This is a genomic window from Nonomuraea sp. NPDC003754 (assembly GCF_053605785.1).
On the sequence record NZ_JBSGJX010000004.1, the window covers coordinates 259,051 to 277,478 of the forward strand.

Here is an 18,428-nt window from a genome sequence, read left to right on the forward strand (position 1 = left end):
ACCGCGACATCGGCCGCTCGCCCGATGCCGCGAACGGGCGCGCTTCCTACCGTCGTCCTCATGACGAACACCGCACTCATCACCGGCGCTTCCCGCGGGCTCGGTCTCGAACTCGCCCGATCGCTGTCGGCCGCGGGCTGGCAGCTCGTCCTGACCGCCAGGAGTGCCGAGGAGCTGGAGAAGGCCGCCGCCGAGCTGGGCGCGACGACCATCGCGGGCGACGTGGCCGATCCCGCGCACCGGGCCGCGCTGGCGGCGGCCGTGCCCGAGCTGGACCTCCTCGTCAACAACGCCGGCGGGCTCGGCGCCACCCCGCTGCCGCGCCTGGCCGACTACCCGCTCGACGTCTTCACGGCCCTGCTGGCGACCAACGTGGTCGCGCCGCTGGGGCTGCTGCAGGCCACGCTGCCGGCGCTGCGCCGCCGCCACGGGGCCGTGGTCAACGTCACCTCCGACGCCGCCACCGGCGCCTACGAGGGCTGGGGCGGGTACGGCGCGACGAAGGCGGCCCTCGACCAGCTGTCGAACGTGCTGGCCGCCGAGGAGCCCGACGTGGCGGTCTGGTGGGTGGACCCGGGCGAGATGAACACCAGGATGCTCGCCGACGCCGTGGGCGCCGAGGAGGCCGCGGGCGCGGCCGACCCCGCGACCGTCGCCGCCGCCCTGCGGGAGCTGGTCGAGCGCCGTCCCGCCAGCGGCAGGGTGGCCCTGTCATGAGTTCCGGAGCGCACCGTGACCACTGACTTCGCGCTTCCCGACGTGCCGGCCGCGCACGAGCCGCCCGAGGCACGGGGCGTGGCCCGCGACGCCGTACGGCTGCTGGTGTCCGACGAGGCGGGCGACTCCCACCACACGTTCGCGGACCTGCCGGCCCTGCTGGCGCCCGGCGACCTGGTGGTGGTGAACAACTCGGCCACCCTGCCCGCGGCCGTCCGGCTCGACCGGCTGGCCGTGCACTTCTCCACCGCGCGCGAGGACGGCACGTGGCTGGTGGAGCTGCGCCGCCTGTCGTTCGAGCCCTACGGGGGCGGCGCGGCGGGCGAGTGGCTGCCGCTGCCCGGCGGCGCGACGCTGCGGCTCCTCGCCCGGGAGACGCCCCGCCTCTGGCGGGCCGCGCTCGACCGCGACGTGGAGGAGTACCTGATGTCGTACGGCGTGCCGATCCGCTACTCCTACGTCGACAGGGACTGGCCCCTCGCCGACTACCAGACCGTGTTCGCCACGGTGCCCGGCAGCGCCGAGATGCCGAGCGCGGGCCGGCCGTTCACGTCGCCGCTGGTGACCGAGCTGGTCGCCCGCGGCGTCCGGGTCGCGCCCGTCACCCTGCACACCGGCGTCGCCTCGGTGGAGAAGGACGAGCCGCCCTACGCCGAGCGCTTCGCCGTCCCGGCCTCGACGGCGCACCTGGTGAACCTGACCCGGTCGGAGGGCGGGAAGGTCGTCGCGGCCGGCACGACGGTCGTGCGGGCGCTGGAGACCGCGGTGGGCTCCGACGGGCTGGTCGGCGCGGCTTCCGGCTGGACCGACCACCTCGTGACGCCGAAGCGGGGCGTGAGGGCGGTCACCGGGCTCATCACCGGGCTGCACGAGCCGCGTTCGACGCATCTCATGATGCTCGCCGCGATCGCGGGCGAGGAGATGTTGGCACGTTCCTATGCGGTTGCCCTGCAAGAGGGCTATTTGTGGCATGAATTCGGCGACTCGCACCTCCTCCTCTCCCCCAAATAGGTAGATCTTTCCTGGCCAAACGTGATAAAAAGCTGCGGTCTTAACGGGGGCTCATATTTCTGGGCATCCTCGTCCTCTTCCTCATCGGAGACGTGAATGCGCCGCATCGCTTCTTTCCTGGTTGCCGCCCCGGTGGCGGGCGCCCTTGTCTTCAGCGCAGCACCGGTCTCGGCCGCCCCCACGGCGCCCGTCGCGGCCGCCGCGGTCGCCAAGTCGGCCGCCGACCCGTTCTCCACCTTCGACGTCAAGCTCACGGCGACCAAGAAGGCGAAGCGCGGCGGCAAGGTCCGTTACACGATCACGGCCGTCAACACCGGCCCGCACGAGGCGACCGCGGGCACCTGGTTCGTCGGCGGCCTCTTCCCCAAGGGCGTCGACCTGCGCAAGGTCACCTACCGGACCAGCGTCGACGACACGGCCTGCGAGCTGATCAAGCGTGACCTGTTCTGCGTCCTGCCGGCCACGGTGAAGAAGGGCGAGTCGGTCGCCATGGTCTTCGACGCCAGGCTGACGAAGACCGCGTCGGGCACGCAGAAGGCCGTCCTCGGGGTGGTCTCCTACAACGTCGAGACCGGCATGGAGAACCTCAGCAAGGAGGAGCTCGACCGGCTGGGCGTTCCCGGGTTCGGCTTCGTCAAGCAGGCCAAGACCACGGTCGTCCGCTGACGCCGTCCGGAGCAGACGCCCGCTTCCGCCTGGCCGGGAGCGGGCGTTCCCATGCCCGGCCCGTCCCCTGCCGGCCCCGCGCGCCGCGGCCGGTCACGCGAGGGCCGGGGTGGACGTGTGACGGGGCAGCGGGAGGCGTCCCGTCGCGGACGCCACCGCGGCCTCGGCCAGACCCGCGAGCTCCCTCCGGTCGGCCGCGCTCACCGGCGGCAGCACGGTGACCTCGACGACGAGCCGCCGCACCGCGAGCACCCTGAGCACGGAGGCGGCCAGCGTGTCGTCCCCGACGTACGCGGGAGCGGTGGTCCTCGGCCCGTCCGCCTCCCGGTAGGCGATGGCCACCGGCGTGACGCTGGCGCCCGCGTCGACGGCGGCCTGGAAGACCGCGGGTTTGAAGGTGCCGCTCCCCCTGCCGCACCACGTCGTCCCCTCCGGGAAGGCCGCGACGGTCTCGCCGGCCCGCAGCGTGTCGGCGATCCTGGCCACCGCGCCCGGCAGGTCGAGCAGCGAGTCGCGGGCGATGGGCAGCGCGCCCGACCCGGCGGCCAGACCGCCGACCACCGGCCACGCCGACACCTCGCTCTTGGCCACCAGCCTGCACGGCAGCGCGGCGGCGACCACCAGGGGGTCGAGCCAGGAGATGTGGTTGGCCACGACCAGCCGCGCCTCGGGGGCGTCACCCGTCTCCTGCGCCGGCCTCGTCCCAGGGCCGTCACCCGCCTGCCGTGCCGGCGCCGTCCCGGGGGCGCCACCCGCCTGCCGTGCCGGCGTCGCCTCGGCGGACGGCACGGCGCCGGCGAAGAACGCGAACCCCTGGCGCACCTCCACCCTGACGCCCAGCGCCCTGAGCAGGGCGCGCGACCACGCCAGCGTCACGCGCCGCCGTGCCGTACCCCTGACCAGGCGGGCGAGCGGCACGCCCACCAGGACGACCGCGATGACCGCCAGCCCGCGCAGCACCTGGCGCAGCACGCCCGCGGCCCGCATGGGCACGTCCACGCACCTGGCGGTCGTGCACGGGGACGTGGGGAACCACGGGCTCATGACGGCTCCCCGAGGAAGTGCCGCAGGTAGCGCTGGTCCACCCGGGCCATCGACAGCAGCACCAGGAAGTCGGCGCAGCCGAACGCCGGATCGTAGGCGGGCTCGCCGCAGATCCACGCGCCGAGCCGGAGGTAGCCGCGCAGCAGCGGCGGCATCACGAACGCCGGCGACCCCTCGCCGAGATCCGTCCACGGCAGCAGCGGCTTGACCCGGTACTCCTCGGGAGCCAGCCGCGCCCGCTCCATGATGTTCGCGGCGTCCCGCAGCGGCACCGAGCAGCAGCCGACCAGCCAGCCGTAGCCGCCCTCGGCCATGTAGCGGGCGATGCCCGCCCACATCAGCCCGATGACCGCACCCGCGCGATGGTCGGGATGCACGCAGGAACGCCCGACCTCGACCAGGTCGTCCCGCAGGTGGGCCAGAGCCGCCAGGTCGAACTCGGTGTCCGAGTAGAGGCGGTCCTTGCGCTTCGGCGGCAGCAGCCGGTAGGTGCCGACCACGTCGTCGCCCGAGCGGACGAGCAGGTGGTCGCAGTAGGCGTCGAAGGGGTCGACGTCCAACCCCGTGACGGGCGAGTCGAGCCGCGCGCCGAGCTCCTCGGCGAACACGCGGTAACGCAGGCGCTGGGCGGCCTGGAGATCGGCGGGCGTGCGGGCCAGTCCCACGGTGTAGCGGTGCATGAACCTATGAAGGCAGCTCATGATGGCCACACGCCCAAGGTCAGCCGTCCGAATGGTGAACCTCGATGCGGAGCACGGTACGGGTGCCAGTAGCGTGGCCTGATGTGGACCAGCGCACGCTCCTGATCACGCTCACCGGCCCCGACCGGCCCGGCGTCACCTCACGACTGTTCTCGGTGCTCGCGGGCTTCCCCGTGACCGTGGCCGACATCGAGCAGGTCGTCATCCGCGGCCGCCTCACCCTCGGCGTCCTCGTCGCCTACGTGGGAGGCCCGTCGACCGGCACGGGCGGCACCATCGGCGCCCTGTGGACGGCTGTCGAGCGGGTGGCCGAGGACCTCGGCATGGAGGTCGACCTCGCCACCGGCTCCAGGACCAAGGAGAAGCGCCGCCGCGGCCGCCTGTCGGTGAGCGTGCTCGGCGCCGCCCTGCCGCCGGCCGCGATCGGCGGCATCGCCGGGCGCATCGCCGCCGCCGGGGCGAACATCGACCGCATCGAGCGGCTCGCCCAGTGGCCCGTGACGTGCATCGAACTGTCGGTGTCCGGCGCCGACCCCGACGCGCTGCGGGTGGAGCTGGCGGCGGAGGCCGCCGCCCAGAAGGTGGACGTGGCCGTCCAGCGCACGGGACTGTCCCGCAGGGCCAAGCGGCTGATCGTCATGGACGTCGACTCCACCCTCATCCAGGGCGAGGTCATCGAGCTGCTCGCGGCGCACGCGGGTTGCCTCGACGAGGTCGCGAAGGTCACCGAGGAGGCGATGCGCGGCGAGCTCGACTTCGCCGAGTCGCTGCGCCGCAGGGTCAAGCTGCTGGCCGGCCTGCCGGAGGAGACCTTCCGCAAGGTGCGCGAGGAGGTCGTGCTCACCCCCGGCGCCCGCACGCTGGTGCGGACCCTGAAGCGCCTCGACTACAGGTTCGCCATCGTCAGCGGCGGCTTCACGCAGATCACCGACGCCCTGGTGAGCGACCTCGGCATCGACTACTCCGCGGCCAACACGCTGGAGGTCGTCGACGGCAAGCTGACCGGCAGGGTGGTCGGCGAGATCGTCGACCGTCCCGGCAAGGCCCGCGCCCTGGAGCGGTTCGCCCGCGAGGCCGGGGTGCCGATCAGCCAGACCGTCGCCATCGGCGACGGCGCCAACGACCTCGACATGATGGGCGTCGCGGGCCTCGGCATCGCCTTCAACGCCAAGCCCGTCGTACGGCAGGCCGCCGACACCGCCGTCAACACGCCCTACCTCGACTCGATCCTCTACCTGCTGGGCATCTCCCGCGACGAGATCGAGGCCGCCGACGCCGAGGACCAGATCGCCCGCTGACGCTCTTCGACGGCCACGCCGCGGCTCCCGCTGACCTTCACCGGAGGTCAGCGGTCACCCGGTGACCGTCTCGCCGCCCGACGGATCGGCCACCCCGCGCCGTCCGGCGGGCAGGTCAACTGCAGCGCGTCCGCCGTCACCGGCAGGCGTCCGTGGCCAGGCGCAGCGCGTCCGCCGTGAGGGTCCGCAGCGCGGGATGCGCCGTGACCGCGTGGCGCAACTGCCGCTTCACCGCCGTGTCGTCCGTGACGGACGCCTCCTCGATGAGCGCGTCCATCCGGGTGGCCAGCTCGGCGAGATTGACGTCCAGTTCGTCCGTCTCCAGCGGCGCCGTGTCGTGCCGTACGGCGTGCGCGACCGCCTCCATCCTGTCGGCCACGGCGTCGAGCACGGCGACGGTCGCGTCCGTCCCGTCGGGCGCGCCCCTCATGACGGCCCCCAGCAGGATCACGTCGTCGCGCAGCCTGCGCGCGTCGGTCAAGGCCTGCCGCAGCCGTTCGGGCGCCTGACCGCCCGGCTCCTTGTCGACGGTGTCCAGGGACGCCTGCAGCCGGTCGGCCGCCTGACCGGCCGCTTCCGTGTGCTCGGACAGGTCCTCCAGGTCATGGCCGGCCAGCGCCCTGACCATGCGCGCGTGCTCCCGCAGCAGGTCGACCATCCGCTCCCTGAGCCTGCCCACCTCGCCCCTCGGCCACAGCAGCCTGGCCGCCAGCAGCGCGAGCACGCCCCCGCACACGGTGAGCAGCACCCTGATCCCGGCCGCGCCCCAGTCGAGCCGCGCCGAGAAGTCGGACAGCATGAGCGCCAGCGGCGTCGCGAAGACCGACCAGTAGGCGTAGCTGACCTCCCTCAGCGCGAACCCCACCGTCGCGAACGCCCACACGACCACCACCAGCGTCGCGTGCCCCGGCACGGCGGCCAGCAGCAGCGCGGCCATCGTGGAGCCGATCACCGTGCCGGCCACCCGCAACGTCACCCGGTCGATGGTGTCGCCGTAGGTGGGCCGCAGCGCCAGCAGCACCGTGAACACCAGCCACCTGCCGTAGGTCTCGTGCAGGCCCACCACGAGCGCCATCGAGACCGCCACCGCGATCCCCGACCTGGCCGCGTGCGCGGCGTCGTGGCCGGTCAGCGAGGGCGCCTGCCAGGTCAGGCGCGGCAGCGTGGCCGGCGCCCGCACCCCCTCACGCGCCTGCGCCGACAGCGACCGCACCGCCAGGCCGATACGGTCCATGCACCTGCGGACCTGACCCAGGATCGCCCGCTGGACGGGCGTCAACCTGTCGCGCACGGCCGTCACCCCTTCGGCGAAGCCGGCCACCGCCGCCAGCGCCTGCTTGCTGTCGAGCGTGACGTCATGCCCGCCGACCCCGCGCAGCGCCGTCGACAGCGCGACGACCGCCTCGTCCAGCTCCGGCGGCGTCGCCCCTGCCGCGACCGCCTGGGCGCGCAGCGAACGCAGGGCGACGCTCTCGTGGAAGATCCTGGTCAGCGACGAGACGAAGGCGTCAGGGGAGCGGTCGCTCTCCTCGGGGCTGTGGAAGGCGGCCGAGGCCGTCTCCGCCTCCTCCAGCGCGTCCGCCGCCCGCTGCCTGAGCCTCGCCCAGTCCTCCTCCGGCTCGTCGAACGCGTCCAGCAACCCGGCCATCGCCGTACACCCCGCGGCGAGCGCCTGCTTCAGCGGGTCGAGCCGGAGCAGCGGCCACGGCGCCAGCGTGATCGCGCAGTACAGGAGCCCGCCGAGCCCGGTCAGCAGCGCGGGGGCGAGACCCAGCGGCAGGCCGCTGTAGAAGCCGACCACCACGGCCAGCACCGGCGGCGTCCCGATCGCCTTCCATTGCGCGCCCGCCGCGGCGGCCAGCCCGACGCCGAACACCGCGGCCCACGGGTACCCGGCCAGGAAGATGCCGAACCAGAAGGCCACGACGAGCAGCGGCACCGTGCCGAACAGGCTCTTGGCGCGCTCGCCGTACGGCTTGCCGTACGAGTCGCCGAAGGCGGTCAGGTAGGCGCCGAGGGCGACGACCGCGCCCTCACGCGGCCGCCCGGCCAGCGCGCCGACCGCCAGCGGGAGCGCGACGGCCACGCCGCACAGCAGGCCGTACCGCCACGGGGGCTTGGCCGGCAGCGACAGGAACCCGTCGCGCAGCGCGGTGATCGCCCCCCGCATCCGCTCCCCCGGTTCAGTGCTCCTTGGGATCCCAGTGCGTGACCAGGCGTCCCTCCCCAGGCCAGAGGTCTACCCACGAGGACTCGACCTCGACCACGGCGAACGCGCCAGGCTTGAACGTGAAGTCGCCGCTGGTCAGCGTGAGCGCCATCTCGTGCACGGCGGGGTTGTGCCCGCACAGGACCAGCGTCTCGACGTCGGGGTCGAGGCGGCGGATCAGCTCGTAGAGGTCCTCGGAGTCGGCCTCGTAGATGTCACGCTCGAAGCTGATCTCCAGCGTGGGGAAGGCCAGCTCGGCGGTCCTGCTGGTACGGAGGGCCGGAGAGCACAGGACCAGCTCGGGAGCCAGGCCGAGCGCCTTGATGGCCTCGCCCGCCTTGACGGAGTCACGCTCCCCCCTGTCGGTGAGAGGACGCTCACGATCGGCCAGACCGGCGATGTGGGCGGCTTTGGCGTGCCGCAGCACGATCAGTGTGCGCACGTGCTCAGCCACCGTTCGACGCCCACACGGCCAGACCGGCGATGAGGGCGAGAATCGCCATCATGGCGAGCAAGATGATCACCAGCGTCTTCGCGCCGGAGTTGGCAGGCTCTCCCATGCCTCCAGTCTTCCACCTGCGGCGGCCGCCCCGGTAAGCGCACCGGGCCCCGAATCTGGCCCGACCTCGACCACTCTCCAGCGGCTTCGACCACCGACCGGCCGCTCCCGACGGCTTCCACCACGGCCGGTTCCACGGCTTCCGCCAAACCGACCACTGCCGCGACCTCTCCGACCCGCCACCACGGGCTGCTTCCACCACCTGGCCACCATCCGGGGCCGGCGCCACACGCCGCTCACGGCTTCGGCCGCGGTTTCACCCGGGCACGCGTACGGCCCGCGCCGAAGCCGGACGCGGGCCGTACGAGCGGAACGGATCAGGAACTGACGGTCTGCGGCTTCTTCTCGCTGGTCTCCGCCGGCGCGATGCTCACCGAGCGGCGCTTGGAGACGACGATCGCCGACACCACGACCACCAGCGCGACCACGGTGACGCCGACGCGGACGGCGACGTTGTCGGCGTAGACCACCACGGCGGGTGCGATCAGCAGCGCCACCAGGTTCATCACCTTGATCAGCGGGTTGATCGCGGGACCGGCCGTGTCCTTGAACGGGTCACCGACCGTGTCGCCGATGACGGTCGCGGCGTGGGCCTCGGAGCCCTTGCCGCCGTGGTGACCGTCCTCGACCAGCTTCTTGGCGTTGTCCCAGGCGCCACCGGAGTTGGCGAGGAAGACCGCCATCAGGGTGCCGCAGGCGATGGCGCCGGCCAGGTACGCGCCCAGCGGGGCGTACCCGAGCGCGAAGCCCACCGCGATCGGCGTCATGACGGCCAGCAGGCCGGGCGTGGCCAGCTCGCGCAGCGAGTCGCGGGTGCAGATGTCGACCACGCGGCCGTACTCGGGCTTGACGCTGCCGTCCATGATGCCCGGGTTGTTGCGGAACTGGTCGCGCACCTCGAACACCACGCGCATCGCCGCCCTGCCGACCGCCATGATCGCCAGGCCGGAGAACAGGAACACGACCGCGGCGCCGATCACCAGACCGACCAGGACGTTCGGCTGGTCGATGCCGAGGTTGAAGGTCTGGAACGCGCCGAGCGCGCTCTTCACCGAGTCGGTGGCGGCGGCCAGCTCCGCCTCCACCGAGGTGCGGAACGCGCCGAACAGCGCGGTCGCCGCCAGCACGGCCGTGGCGATCGCGATGCCCTTGGTGATGGCCTTGGTGGTGTTGCCGACCGCGTCGAGGCTGGTCAGGACGCGCGCGCCGTCGCCGTCGACGTCGCCGGACATCTCGGCGATGCCCTGCGCGTTGTCGGAGACGGGGCCGAAGGTGTCCATGGACACGATGACGCCGACCGTGGTCAGCAGGCCGGTGCCGGCCAGCGCGACCGCGAACAGCGCGATCGTCACGTTGCCGAAGCCCAGCAGGAACGCGCCGTAGACGGCGCCGCCGATGATGAGCGCCGAGTAGACCGCCGACTCGAGGCCGACGCTGATGCCCGACAGGATGACGGTGGCGGGGCCGGTGAGCGAGCTTTCGCCGATCTCCTTCACCGGGCGCCGGTTGGTCTCGGTGAAGTAGCCGGTGAGGATCTGGATGGCGCTGGCCAGCACGAGACCGATCAGCACGGCGCCGATCGCGATGACGCGCGGGTCGGCGGTGGACTGCACCGTCGCGCCCGACAGCTCGCCGAAGCTGGCCGGCAGGTACCAGTACGCCGCGGCCGAGACCAGTACCGCCGAGATCGCGGCGGAGATGAAGAAGCTGCGGTTGATGGCCGCCATGCCGTTGCGGTCCTTGTCGCGCAGGCGGGTGACGAAGATGCCGATGATGGCGGTGACGACCCCGATCATCGGCACGATGAGCGGGAAGATCAGACCCTGCTCACCGAAGGCCACCTTGCCCAGGATGAGGCTGGCCACCAGCATGACCGCGTAGGACTCGAACAGGTCGGCCGCCATGCCCGCGCAGTCGCCGACGTTGTCGCCCACGTTGTCGGCGATCGTCGCCGCGTTGCGCGGGTCGTCCTCGGGGATGCCCTGCTCGACCTTGCCGACCAGGTCGGCGCCGACGTCGGCGGCCTTGGTGAAGATGCCGCCGCCGACACGCATGAACATCGCCAGCAGCGCCGCGCCGAAGCCGAAGCCCTCCAGCACGCCCGGCGCGTCGCCCTGGTAGATCAGCACGACGACCGCCGCGCCCAGCAGGCCGAGACCGACGGTGAACATGCCCGCCACACCGCCGGTGCGGAAGGCGATGCGCATCGCCTTCTTCTCGCCCGACGTCCGGGCCGCGGCCGCCACCCGCACGTTTCCGCGTACGGCAAGCCACATGCCCATGAAACCGGTCAGCGCCGAGAACCCGGCGCCGACCACGAAGAAGATGGAACGCCCGATCTTCACGTCCGTCGTCCCTGGCAGGAACCACAACAGGATCGGGATCAGGACCACGAAGATCGCGAGCGTTCTGAACTGGCGGGTCAGATAAGCCGCCGCGCCCTCCTGCACGGCACGCGCGATGTTCTGCATGCGCTCGGTGCCCTGGTCGGCGGCCAGGACCTCGCGTACCAGGCCGCCGGCTACGGCGAGCGCGACCAGGGCCACGGCTGCGACCACGACGACGATGGTGAGATTGTTTCCGCTCAGGGACAGCGCTGAGGCTGGCTCGGCGGCCAGATAGAGCCTAGACATCCGTTCTCCTCGGCAAGACGGGTACGTCCTGCCCGGACGGCGCTGTGATATGCGGCGGGCCTGTCAGCGGCGTCCGGGTTATGGGCTGCCGCTTCCGGTTGAGTCCCGCTGATGCGCCGGATCACCTTGGCCGGTGCCGGGAGTCTACGCACGGGTTCCGCGGATATGAAGGCTCTCGGGGTCGTCAAATTTCGGTGCCTCCACTGAGTCCCTGACAGTGAGGCGGTTTGGTATTGACAGTGAAGATTTTCCGGTGGGTTACGGGCGTCACAGGAGCTATTTATAGCTGGACCGGAATAGGGGTTACCTGCTGTGGTAACTGGCCGTACCGGTGCGGGGCGGAAATCGGCGTGACCTGCCGGGCCTGACCGCGTCACGGCGCCCGGCCCCGCGCGCTGGAGCGGCGTCTCCCTGGAGGGACGCCCGCCCCGCGGCCCGGGTGGGGCTGGGGCGGCTTGCCGTACGGGAGGGTCGTCTGCGCCCGCCTGCCGTGCGCCCTGACCGCCGCCTGTGGGCGGCGCGTCCCACGCGCGCCCTGGCACCTATGGAAACGGCTCGCCGTCATCGGCACCTGGGGGCGTTCCTGCGGCCCCTGCCCGGCCATGGGGAGTCCTGGAGACGAGCCTCCGGGCACACGGGAGGAGAGACCCTTGACGCAGCCCCTCCGCCGCGCCTGGCGTCCCGGCAGGCGCCTTCAACCACGGGAAGAAGGCGCCCGGCGGGGCGGGTCCTGACTCAGGGCGACGCCCCGGGGATCCCGCCCTCACGCGAGAGAGACGCGACGCTTCGAGGAACGCCTGCTGCCGTTCCGCTCTCCGGGGGCCGGCGCGGGGTCAGACCATGCGCGCGTTGGTGGGTGCGGGCCAGCTCATCCGGATGCGCATGCCCTTGGGGCTCGGGAACACCTCCACGTCGTCGGCCAGGCCCGCGATCACCGCGATGCCGAAGCCCGACATGAAGGAATCGGACAGCGACCCGAGATCGACAGGCTGCTCCTGCTTGATCTCGTCGCTCGGAGCCTGGTCGCTGACCGTGACCTCGAAGCGCCCGGAGTCGTCCTTGAGCTCGATGCGGATCGGCTCCCCCGGGCAGTGGGCGCGATGCGCCTCCACGGCCCGGGAACAAGCCTCACCGACGGCGAGCCTGACCTCGTCAAGGAGCGACTCCTCCACGCCGGTCCGACGCGCGATCGCCGTGGCGACCAGCCGCGCGGTCCGCACGTGCGCGGGAAGAGCGCTGAACGTCAGCTCGACGGTTGCCATGACTACTTGTCTCGGCCGTGAGCTTCCTTGGCCTCGTCGACCGAAGCGTAGATGCCGAAGACCTTCGTCAGCCCGGTGATCCTGAAGATCTTCAGGATGCGCTCCTGCGTGCACACCAGCTCGAGGGAGCCGTCGTGCGCCCGCACCCGCTTGAGCCCGCCGACCAGGACGCCCAGACCGGTCGAGTCGAGGAAGTCGACCTTCTCCATGTTCACGAGAAGGTGGTAGCTCCCCTTGTTCACCAGGTCGATCAGGAGCTCACGCAGCCTGGGCGCGGTGTAGACATCGATCTCACCCTCGACCTCAACGATGGTGAGTCGGTCGTCCTGGTGGTGATCCAACTTCAGATCCACAGATCCTCCAGCGCCTCGCCTGCGAAAGTACCCTTGCGGGCCTGGCAGTGTGGAACTGCCCGACCCCGACGCGCGGCATTCAACCACGGTCGCTGCTTGTGTCTATACGAAATCACGATTCCCGGCCACTTTGCCCATGGATGTCAGACTGGAAACCAGTGAGTTCCTCCGCTTCCTCCCCACACCGAGTCGGTCCACTCCTCCACCACCTGCTCGGCGTTCCCGCACGCCATGAGCGAGTCACCCATGTGGAGCACGTTCCCGCACGTCAAGCCGGTAATGTTCGCTGGCCGGAGTGGGTCCATGACCTTCTGATTACGCGCTTGGCGAACCAGGGGATCTCCGGGCTCTGGACGCACCAACACGAGGCGGCCGACCTGGCGAGGCGTGGCCGAAACGTGATCATCTCCACAGGCACGGCGTCGGGCAAGTCGCTCGCCTACCTCGCTCCGGCGGTCACGGCCGCCCTCGAAGGCGGCACGATCCTCTACCTCACCCCGACCAAGGCTCTCGCCGCCGACCAGCTGCGCAGCCTCAGGGAGCTGCGGATCGCCCAGCTGCGGGCGGCGACCTTCGACGGCGACACGCCGTTCGAGGAGCGCGCATGGGTGCGGCAATACGCCAACTATGTCCTGACTAATCCCGACATGCTGCACCGCGCCCTGCTCCCCCAGCACGCGCGCTGGTCATCGTTCTTCCGGCGGCTGCGGATGGTCGTGGTGGACGAATGCCACGGCTACCGCGGGGTCTTCGGCTCCCACGTGGCGCAGATCCTGCGCCGGCTGCGCAGGGTGTGTTCCAGGTACGGCGCGACGCCGGTCTTCATGCTGGCCTCCGCGACGGCCAGCGAGCCCGCGGCGTTCGGGACGCGGCTGACGGGGCTTGAGATGGACGAGGTGACCTCCGACGCCTCGCCCAAGGGTGCGACCACCTTCGCGCTGTGGGAGCCGCCCCTGACCGAACTGCGGGGCGAGGGAGGCGCGCCGGTACGGCGTACGGCCGGCGCCGAGACGGCCGACCTGCTCGCCGACCTGGTACTGGCCGAGGTACGCACGCTCGCCTTCGTCAGGTCACGGCGCGGCGCGGAGACGGTGGCGTTGACGGCTCGGGCCCGCCTGTCCGACGTCGCCTTCAGCACCCCCCGCCACTTCCCGCACACCTTCCCCACCTCCGCCTCGCCGATCGACTCCCCCTCCCTGATCGACCCCACCTCTCCGATCAGCCCCGCCGCACCGACCGACCTCACCTTTCCGATCGGCCCCGCCCCTTCGACCAGCCCCATCCCTCCGATCGACCCCACCTCTCCGATCGACCCCACCTCTCTGACCGGCCCCGCCTCCCCGACCGACCCCACCCCTTTGACCGGCCCCACGCCGTCCGCCGCCGCGACCGGCGCCGATCCCGCCGGCGCCCCACCCCGCGCCGCCGGCCCGCGCTCGACGACGCATGCCGTCCCCCAACCGACGCCCGCAGGCGACCTCCGCCCGCAACACCCGGCACCCTCAGGCGACCTCCACCCGCAACACCCAACGCCCTCAGGCGACTCCCACCCGCAGCGCCTGACGCCCGAGCCCGCACACGCCCCCAGCCGCCGGCACCCCGCACCCCCGCGTCCGGACGATCTCGACCCACAGCACCCCACAGCCCCGCATCCGGGTGACGGCGACCTTCGAGACCCCGCAGCCCCGGATGAAGCGGATCCGGCGGCCCCGCAGCGGGCGCTCGCCGACCTCCCTGACCGGGTCGCCGCCTACCGGGCCGGCTACCTGTCCGAGGACCGCAGGATCATCGAGAAGGCCCTGCGCAGCGGCGAACTCCTCGGCCTGGCCACCACCAACGCCCTCGAGCTCGGCGTCGACGTCTCCGGCCTCGACGCCGTCCTCATCGCGGGCTGGCCGGGCACCAGGGCCTCCCTCTGGCAGCAGGCGGGCCGGGCAGGACGCGCCGGCCAGGACGCGCTCGCCGTCCTCATCGCCCGCGACGACCCGCTCGACACCTACCTCGTCCACCACCCCGAGGCGCTGTTCGGCCGCCCGGTGGAGGCGATCGTGCTCGACCCCGACAACCCCTACGTGCTCGGCCCGCACCTGTGCGCCGCCGCCGCCGAGATCCCGCTCACCGACGAGGACCTGCCGCTCTTCGGCCCGACCGCCGAACGGCTGGCGGCGGACCTCGTCGAGCAGGGCCTGCTCCGCCGGCGCCCCGCCGGATATTTCTGGACCCGCCGCGAACGCGCCACCGACCTGGCCGACATCCGCGGCTCGGGCGGCGCGCCCGTCCAGGTCGTCGAGTCGTCCACGGGTCGCCTGCTCGGCACCGTCGACGAGCCCTCCGCGCACACCACCGTCCACACCGGCGCCGTCTACCTGCACCAGGGCGAGACCTTCCTCGTCGAACAACTCGACCTGGAGGCGGGCGTCGCCCTGGTGTCGTCCGCCGAGCCCGAGTACAGCACGTTCGCCCGCGACGTCACGGACATCTCCGTCCTGTCCACCCTCCGCTCCCATGACCTCGGTACGGCATGCCTGAACTTCGGCGAGGTCGAGGTCACCCGGCAGGTCGTCTCCTACCTCAAACGGCGGCTCCAGACCGGCGAGATGCTCGGCGACGAACCGCTCGACCTGCCGCCGCGCACGCTGCGCACCCGCGCCGTCTGGTGGACGCTTCCCGCCTCCCAGGTCGCCCCACTGGCCGAGGCGGGCATCGACCTCGGCGGCGCGGCCCACGCGGCCGAACACGCCTCGATCGGACTGCTCCCCCTCTTCGCCACCTGCGACCGCTGGGACATCGGCGGCGTCTCCACCGAGCTCCACGCCGACACGGGCATGCTGACGGTGTTCGTGTACGACGGGCACGAGGGCGGCGCCGGGTTCGCCGAACGCGGCTACTCCCGCGCCGTCGACTGGCTCACCGCGACGCGCGAGGCGATCGCGTCGTGTGAGTGCGAGCGGGGCTGCCCGTCGTGCATCCAGTCACCCAAGTGCGGCAACGGCAACGAGCCTCTCGACAAGGCCGGCGCCATCCGCCTCCTCGACACCCTCCTCACCACCGACACCCACGCCTGACCGGATACTTCTGACGGGCCCGCTCGCCAAGAGAACACTCCCTTGACAGGCCCGTTCGCCACGGGAGACGCCAGGAACCGCTCGACACCGCCCGCTCACCTCGGGGACCGGCGCGCTGGTCACCGCAGAACGCAAGAAGGGCAGCGCAGACGTCAGGGCTCGGCTCGTGGCCGGCCCCTCCCTGGGCGGCTCCTCTCCCTCTCGAAGGAGGAGCGGCCCCCTCGTCTCCGACCGCCGCGCGACCGCTCCGCCGTGCCGGCGGCGTCGATCCCGTCCGGCGCGACACAGACCGGCCTGGCACACACAGACCTGCCTGGCGCGACACTTACCCGCCCGACGCAACACAGACCCGCCCGACGCGACACTTACCCGTCCGGTGCGACGCTGACCTGCCCGGCTGACCCGCCCGGCGCGACACGGCTTGCGCCACAACCCGAGACGCGGGCCGTACCCCGGTGGATCAGCTGTCGCCGCCCAGGTGGCGGCGTCCGATGTAGGCGGCCTCGTCGTCGTCCGCCGCCCAGAAGTCGCCCGCGCCCGGCTGCGGACGCTCCCAGAACCCGCTGTCCTCCATGGAACGCGGCGCCGGGGGGAGGTAGTCGTCCCAGCGGTCCTCGATCCGGGCCGCGGCGGGCCGTACCGGGGGGATGTCGGATCCGGGCGTCACCGTCGTCACCGCCGAGCTGGGCAGGGCGAGCCGGATCGGCTCCGGCCGCACCGGAGGATCGGCGACCTTGGCCTCCTCCGCGCTCATGTACATCGGCAGCCGCGGCCCCGCGCTGTCCGGCCCCGGCTGCTCGGGGACGTGCGGCTGCGGCTTGCGGGTCTTGGCCACCGCGAGCACGACGGCGGGACGGCGCGGCGCGGCGGCAGTCGGCGGGATGCTGTCGCCGGGCTGGGGGCCGTCGGCCGGTGCGGGGGCCGGCGCCGCGACGGGCCCGCCGCCCGCGGAAGCGAGCGCCCGCCTGCGCGCCCACGCGCCGCCGTGTGCCGCGAGCAGCAGGAGGAGCAGCCCACCGGCCACATAGATGCCGTACTGTCCGATGTTGCCGATCGGCGACTCCGACGACTGCGCCTTGACGGTGGTGTCGACGGCCTGCGCCGCGGTGTCCTTCGCGGTCGCGGCCTCGTCGTCGGCCGGCACCAGCGGCTCGTCGTCGGACTTCTTCTTGGTCTCGGGCTTGGCGGCGGGCAGCTTGTACTCGCCCTTGGTGTCGGTCTCGGTGGCGGGCAGTGCGGGCATCCTGCTCACCGTCTTCGGCACGTTCTGCCGCGGTTTGGCCGTCGGCGTCACGCGCTTCTTCGACGGGATGGACGGGAGCGACTGTTCGGTCTTGCGCGTGTTCTTGGCCTGCTGGTTGCCGCTGGTCTGCGGCTGGGCCTGCTTGGTCTGCGCCGCCTTCGGCTGGGCCGGCGGCGGGGGCGCGGGAACCGTGACGTAGGCCGTGTTCGAGTTGCCCGAGCCGAGCATCCCGCCCTCGCCGTCGCTCCTGTAGGCCTTGACCATGAAGCCGACCTGCTGCCCGGCCGCCTTGCCCGGTACGGCCAGCGTCGCCTTGCACGCGCCGCCCGAGCACGCACTGTCGGCCGACACCTTGCCCACCGAACCCGACTGGCTGGTGAAGATCTCGTAGGACTGGAGGTCAGCCTCGGATCCCTTGCTCCACGTCACCACGATCTTGTCGTCACCCGACATCGTGGCGGCCACCCCCGACGGAGGATCGGCGGGGATCGCCTGCCGCAGCGTGGCGGTGTTCTCGTCCCACTTGGAGCCGAGCAGCTTACCCTTCTGGACCAGCCTGATCTGGTAGCTCCCGTTGGCGTGCTCGGCGGGGTTCCAGGTGTAGGTCACCCGCTGGTTGCCCTTGGCGACCTCGGTGCCGTCGACGTAGAGGACGGCGTCGAAGGCCAGGTCGACGGTGCCCTGGATGGTGACCGGCGCGCTGGTCGTCACCCGCGACGGCATGTCGATATCCGCACGGGCCTGCGCCGGCGTCGCCACGCCGAACACCGCGGCACCGATCACGACCGGCATCACCACGCCTGCGGCCATCAGCCTGCGAACTGCCGTCACGACGCTTCCCCTTCATCGAGAGCCTCGCACCGCCCGACCCCTCGCCCCCGACGAGCGACCAAACGGCGACCGGAAGTGCCAGTTCCTCGAATCCGCACCCGTCAGCCTCGACGGTGTCGTGCAGCCTAGCGACAAAGGTCCGGAGGATTACAGACCTCAACACCAGACGGCATGGACCGAAGTAAGCGCGACCTTATGTGAGAATTCGCTCTCTTGGACACGCCGTCCAAGAAGTCGTGATTCGATTGCGACATTGCCTCTCTGGCCCCTTCCGCCCCTTCGCTTCCCCCGAGCCGGCCTTAACCTCCAAATCCCCTGCTCGAGCACCTCCCGCGCCGATTTCCGGCACAACCCGCCCGACGTCGCCCTTGCCGGCATGTCGATCTTCGCGGTCGCGCCACGACAACCCGTCGGCCGCCGCCGATCGCCTCGCCGTACCCGGTCGGCCGCCCATACGGAGAAAAGTCGATGACGGCAGGATCGGCCCCATCGGCGAAAAGCACATTGCCCCGACAAGTCCCCATTAATGATCTGTTTTGGCGCATCCACTGACCGCCTCATCGCCACCAACCACGCCGTACGGCAAGCGGCTCACCCGCCGCTTCCCCCTCCCACGGCACCCGGTCGGCCACCGCCCACGGATGCGCGCGCCGTCCCAGAGACAAGGGCTTGAGCGTGCCGCGCGACGCCTCGTGGCGCCTCGTGGCGCCTCGTGGCGCCGGTTCCTGGCGGCGCGGCGACCGGAGCGGCGGCCGCGCGAGCCCATTGAGGTGGGATGCGATTGTCAGGCCGGGATCAGGCAGGCCCCGGATCAGGCAGGCCCGGGGTCAGGCAGG

13 protein-coding genes are annotated in these 18,428 nt (G+C 71.9%); 5 read left to right on the forward strand and 8 right to left on the reverse strand.

What is annotated here, in order from left to right:
* Positions 1 to 60 precede the first annotated feature (60 nt).
* The 3 genes from ACWEVS_RS07640 to ACWEVS_RS07650 all read left to right on the forward strand — a co-directional run bounded on the left by ACWEVS_RS07640 (position 61) and on the right by ACWEVS_RS07650 (position 2,394).
* Positions 61 to 717: an SDR family NAD(P)-dependent oxidoreductase gene (locus tag ACWEVS_RS07640; RefSeq protein WP_452416306.1), complete on the forward strand. Its 657-nt coding sequence runs from the start codon at positions 61 to 63 to the stop codon at positions 715 to 717.
* A gap of 15 nt (positions 718 to 732) precedes the next feature.
* Positions 733 to 1,728 (forward strand): S-adenosylmethionine:tRNA ribosyltransferase-isomerase, encoded by a 996-nt coding sequence (locus ACWEVS_RS07645; protein ID WP_452550438.1) that lies wholly within the window; start codon positions 733 to 735, stop codon positions 1,726 to 1,728.
* Positions 1,729 to 1,824: 96 nt separating this feature from the next.
* Entirely contained in the window at positions 1,825 to 2,394 is a 570-nt protein-coding gene (locus ACWEVS_RS07650) for a hypothetical protein (protein WP_449915358.1), read from the forward strand.
* Positions 2,395 to 2,487: 93 nt separating this feature from the next.
* Here the strand turns inward: ACWEVS_RS07650 and ACWEVS_RS07655 are convergent, their stop codons facing one another.
* Positions 2,488 to 3,438: a lysophospholipid acyltransferase family protein gene (locus tag ACWEVS_RS07655; protein WP_452416302.1), complete on the reverse strand. Its 951-nt coding sequence runs from the start codon at positions 3,436 to 3,438 to the stop codon at positions 2,488 to 2,490.
* Positions 3,435 to 4,118 carry a GNAT family N-acetyltransferase gene (locus ACWEVS_RS07660; RefSeq protein WP_449915364.1) on the reverse strand — a complete coding sequence of 228 codons (684 nt, stop codon included), beginning with the start codon at positions 4,116 to 4,118 and terminating at the stop codon, positions 3,435 to 3,437. The genes ACWEVS_RS07655 and ACWEVS_RS07660 overlap by 4 nt, the downstream gene beginning before the upstream one ends.
* A 104-nt stretch (positions 4,119 to 4,222) precedes the next feature.
* Between ACWEVS_RS07660 and serB the strand changes: the two genes are divergently transcribed.
* On the forward strand, positions 4,223 to 5,437 hold the full coding sequence (serB, locus tag ACWEVS_RS07665; RefSeq protein ID WP_449915367.1) for a phosphoserine phosphatase SerB: 1,215 nt from the start codon (positions 4,223 to 4,225) through the stop codon (positions 5,435 to 5,437).
* Between the two features lie 136 nt (positions 5,438 to 5,573).
* On the opposite strand, the gene ACWEVS_RS07670 is transcribed toward serB, so the two are convergent.
* The 5 genes from ACWEVS_RS07670 to ACWEVS_RS07690 all read right to left on the reverse strand — a co-directional run bounded on the left by ACWEVS_RS07670 (position 5,574) and on the right by ACWEVS_RS07690 (position 12,453).
* Positions 5,574 to 7,607 carry an FUSC family protein gene (locus ACWEVS_RS07670; RefSeq protein ID WP_452550440.1) on the reverse strand — a complete coding sequence of 678 codons (2,034 nt, stop codon included), beginning with the start codon at positions 7,605 to 7,607 and terminating at the stop codon, positions 5,574 to 5,576.
* 13 nt (positions 7,608 to 7,620) lie between these two features.
* Positions 7,621 to 8,088 carry a SixA phosphatase family protein gene (locus ACWEVS_RS07675; RefSeq protein WP_354907882.1) on the reverse strand — a complete coding sequence of 156 codons (468 nt, stop codon included), beginning with the start codon at positions 8,086 to 8,088 and terminating at the stop codon, positions 7,621 to 7,623.
* A 434-nt stretch (positions 8,089 to 8,522) separates the two neighbouring features.
* Positions 8,523 to 10,838, reverse strand: a complete 2,316-nt coding sequence (locus tag ACWEVS_RS07680; RefSeq protein WP_452550443.1) for a sodium-translocating pyrophosphatase — start codon at positions 10,836 to 10,838, stop codon at positions 8,523 to 8,525.
* 833 nt (positions 10,839 to 11,671) lie between these two features.
* Positions 11,672 to 12,100, reverse strand: coding sequence for an ATP-binding protein (locus tag ACWEVS_RS07685; protein ID WP_449915373.1), 429 nt, complete (start codon positions 12,098 to 12,100; stop codon positions 11,672 to 11,674).
* 2 nt (positions 12,101 to 12,102) lie between these two features.
* Positions 12,103 to 12,453, reverse strand: coding sequence for an STAS domain-containing protein (locus ACWEVS_RS07690; RefSeq protein WP_183652283.1), 351 nt, complete (start codon positions 12,451 to 12,453; stop codon positions 12,103 to 12,105).
* Between the two features lie 398 nt (positions 12,454 to 12,851).
* Here ACWEVS_RS07690 and ACWEVS_RS07695 point away from each other — a divergent pair, with 398 nt between their 5' ends.
* Positions 12,852 to 15,518, forward strand: a complete 2,667-nt coding sequence (locus ACWEVS_RS07695) for a DEAD/DEAH box helicase (protein WP_452550445.1) — start codon at positions 12,852 to 12,854, stop codon at positions 15,516 to 15,518.
* 460 nt (positions 15,519 to 15,978) lie between these two features.
* On the opposite strand, the gene ACWEVS_RS07700 is transcribed toward ACWEVS_RS07695, so the two are convergent.
* The gene (locus tag ACWEVS_RS07700; RefSeq protein ID WP_452550447.1) at positions 15,979 to 17,592 is read right to left on the reverse strand and encodes a hypothetical protein; all 1,614 of its coding nucleotides are present in this window, start codon (positions 17,590 to 17,592) and stop codon (positions 15,979 to 15,981) included.
* Positions 17,593 to 18,428 lie beyond the last annotated feature (836 nt).